Source organism: Moraxella boevrei DSM 14165 (assembly GCF_000379845.1).
Taxonomy (GTDB): domain Bacteria; phylum Pseudomonadota; class Gammaproteobacteria; order Pseudomonadales; family Moraxellaceae; genus Faucicola; species Faucicola boevrei.
In genome coordinates, this window is record NZ_KB903801.1 from 1 (window position 1) to 3,715 (window position 3,715).

Consider the following 3,715-nt stretch of genomic DNA (forward strand, 5'->3'; position numbering starts at 1 on the left):
AAAGCGACTGGTGAGGTGTTTAAGGGGTTAACAGATAAAGATGGATTAACACAGTTCTTTTACAGTGATGCTCCTGAAGATGTTGAGGTTCATTTGGAACTTTAGTCATTTTATTTTATTAAAGAGTAAAGATTATGGTAGATGATGTTAAACATGATGAAGTAAAAACTTCGATAGCTTGTACGGCTGAGACTGAGCCGACTAAACAGGTTAGGATTTCAGGTTTTAGACGTTTTTTAGTACATTTCCGTAGACATCAAAGGTTTTATGATGGTAGCTTTGGTTTTGATTGGTTAAGAGATGAATACATTTATGATTTAATGAAAATAGGACCTGCAGAGAATATGATAAGGCGTATATATCGGGGGAAAGGTACAGATCGTTCTGGTGAAAATCCAAATTTTCAACCTGATGATGTAAAAAATCTTATAAATGAATACTTGCGTTATCAAGTAATTGATAGTGACGGTCATGAATATAAAGATATTACAACTATCGATGGTGTTCCATTTATTTACTCTACTACTAAAAGTGGCTGTGAACGCTATGTTCCTGCTTGGTTGTCTATTTTTCCAAAAGATTATCCAAGTGGCTCAGAAGCAAAAATACACCCAAATGGTGTTAAGCTTTATCTAATGATTGAGCAAGAAGAAATTGATACTATGATTCCTTTAGAAAGTAAAGGTATTAATGATGTAACTTTAAATTTTATTGCTAGCGATGGACTGGAGCTATCAGTAATGAGAAATCAATCTTCTAAGAAAAAGAATAGTATTCCTCTTAAAAACCTTGTGAGCGAAGATAAAAAGAGACTAATAGATTTTAAATCATTTGATAATGCTGTTTTACCAAAGAAAGTAAACTACTATGAAAATTTTAAGGATGCTCCCTATCTTAATATAATTTGTACGAAGTCTTTTAGTAAACCTGGATATGTCAAGGTTATTGCTACCGATAATAATGGTAAAGAGAAGGTTGTTGGCTTATTAATGGTATATCCAAATTCTGTGATACCCAAAGCTGAAATTCAGATAGTTAATCTTTTTACTAAATCTGAAGTTAATGTTTATAGTTTTAAACCAAATGACTATGTGCAAGCAATTGAAAAAAAATCATTTTGTCAGGCATTAATAAGCTGTAAAGTTTTACCTCTAGAATTAAATGTGAATATTGCTGATATGAGGCTCAAATACGAAACCAAATTAAAAAATCAACAAATTAACTCTGATGAAATTGATAATCTTAATGCAATTAAAGTGTACCTAGATAAATATAAATCAAGAGTAGTTCAAGTAGAATCAAGTGTTTTAATAGCAGATACTGTAGAACTTTATAATAAATTGTATAGAAAAAATTTAAGTAAAGTTGATGATGCCGATAATAAAACTACATTTTTATTCGTAACAGATTTTTCCCTTGGAATTGGAGGAGTTGCAAGTGGAGGTAAAATGATATGTTCTCCAAAATGTAAAACTACATTTGGCAATGCTTGCATGGTTTTTTATGATTCGTTAACAAGTAACTATGTGCATGAATTAGGACATAGCTTTTCTTTACATCATACATTTTTGGATTTTCTAACGCCTCATGTATTTTACCAAAGTTATACAGACAACGTTATGGATTATGCTAGTGTAATGTATTCCACAAAAAATAATCCAATATTACAGAAACATTCTAATGAGTTTAGTGAAATTACTAAATCTTTCTTTAAATGGCAATGGGATATGATGAGACACGATGTAAGCATGGTTTATTAACATTGTTTAACTAGAAAAGTGGGAAGAATAAAATGAAATTTTATATGGGATTTATAACCTTGTATTTTTTGGCTTTCTGTAGCGGATGTCAAACATTAAGCGTTAAGAATGAATTACAAAATAAAAGTGCTAAATATCATGAAAAAGCAAATTTAGACAATGATCTACAGAGTAAATCTTGCAATTTTGAACAGTTACAGGAGGCAATAAAAAAAATTAATGAGAGAGGTGGTTTTCTAACATTTGCAGAAAAACGTAAGAGAGAGGCTTTTTTAAAGTTTGATACCTTAACTGTAAGATTGCAGAAAAATAATTTAGAAAAGGATTTAGATTCAATTCAAAATTTATATTTACCAAATGTTCTAAGTAACACAAATAAAGCTGGTAACAACATAGATATTTACTTATCTTATGATGGTGTAACTCAAATTAACTACTACTTTCTACCTAACGGTAGAGAAAAAAATTCTAAAATCGCTCACCAAATTTTAGATTTTGAAAGAGCAGAAGTTATCAAGTACCTTAATTTGGTAACAGATGATAGTTATAAATCTGAAGCAATATTACATGAACTTGAGATGGAGTACCAAGAAAAGCTTGCAAAAAAGGACTTAGTTAAAGACGTATTAATTGTTGCTGATGTTGAAAAAGACGGTAGAATCTTTGAATTAACTGGAAACTACATTTGTCGAGATGAGGTGGGAGACTGTTGGTGTATTTTTAGCAAAATTAATCAGTTAATGATTAAATAAAAAGTACTGCAACCTAACTATACCACAAAATAAATTAGAAAAGTTGGCATTGTTAATTAAATATACTTTCCTAGAAAACCGTTCGTAATGAGCTTGTCGAACCATAACGCTTTTCCTAGACTTCAACACGCTCAATCCGAACGGAAAATCTTAAAATCTATCTTTATTTAACAATACCGAAAAGTTAAATATAGTTTTTATTTTTAAATGGCAATGGGACATCATGCGAGTAGATAGAAGTGTGGTAGTAAAAACTAGTGATTAAATCAATCCTATCTTAACATGAATCAAGGATATTCAAATGACAAAGTATATATATTCCTATCTTATCATTTTCACCAGTAGTTTATTAGTAATTGGCTGTACAAGTACATTTGTAGTACTCCCACAGCAAATGGTAGTTTCAAATCAATTGCCAAGTGCATCTGTTTCACCAAATAAAAAATCACCTAAAGGTTTTTTACCAGCAGATTATTATGACCCAAAAACCTGTCATCCAAAGTTTGTTGATGGACTTATTGATGAAAAACCTATTTATAGAGGTGTTCCTGCAGATAGGTTTGTAGAATTGATGCCGATCCAAATATTTAGAGCAAAATTAAAATCGTCATTAGGCTCTCATTATACAGCACAGTCCTTTGATACTGATGAATTTACTTTGACAAAGCTACATGGCTCTCTATATGTAAGGTCAAATAAATATCACGTTTTAAAAATTTATTACACAACATCATATGATAAAGGAAAATTTAAATATGGACAGAAGCTATTCCCTGAAGAAAAATTTGCCATGACAGAACTCATCAATATTTTTGTTGATGATAAAGCTAAATCTGACCAAATACTACAACAGTTATACCAGCAATATATGACAAAGGTAAAAAATCATGAAGTTTTAGATGATAATGAGTCAGTTTTTACTTACTTAGAATATGACGGAAAAATTTTTGGTTTATCGGGATTACAAAGAATCAACCATCCATTACCTCATTGTGATATTGAGTTGCTATCAGGATTGACTATTGAGTAGTTTTGTTTGAATTTTTTTTGAGTTCTAAATAATTACTCCATACATTTCCACCACAACATGCGAGTTTTTATGACCTTCATTATCGCCATTCAATCAGAAGACAGTATTATTCTAGCAAGTGATACCCGAAATTTTGGGCTTGATAGCGACTATCAGTTACAAGCCAAATTTGA

General features: G+C 30.7%; 3 protein-coding genes. All 3 read left to right on the plus strand.

The window, feature by feature from the left end; genetic code table 11:
- Positions 1 to 134 precede the first annotated feature (134 nt).
- The 3 genes from A3G3_RS0108910 to A3G3_RS0108920 all read left to right on the plus strand — a co-directional run bounded on the left by A3G3_RS0108910 (position 135) and on the right by A3G3_RS0108920 (position 3,542).
- Positions 135 to 1,760, plus strand: a complete 1,626-nt coding sequence (locus A3G3_RS0108910) for a zinc metalloprotease (protein WP_019520183.1) — start codon at positions 135 to 137, stop codon at positions 1,758 to 1,760.
- A 32-nt stretch (positions 1,761 to 1,792) separates the two neighbouring features.
- Positions 1,793 to 2,512, plus strand: coding sequence for a hypothetical protein (locus A3G3_RS0108915; RefSeq protein WP_019520184.1), 720 nt, complete (start codon positions 1,793 to 1,795; stop codon positions 2,510 to 2,512).
- Between the two features lie 301 nt (positions 2,513 to 2,813).
- Entirely contained in the window at positions 2,814 to 3,542 is a 729-nt protein-coding gene (locus A3G3_RS0108920) for a hypothetical protein (RefSeq protein ID WP_019520185.1), read from the plus strand.
- Positions 3,543 to 3,715: the final 173 nt, after the last annotated feature.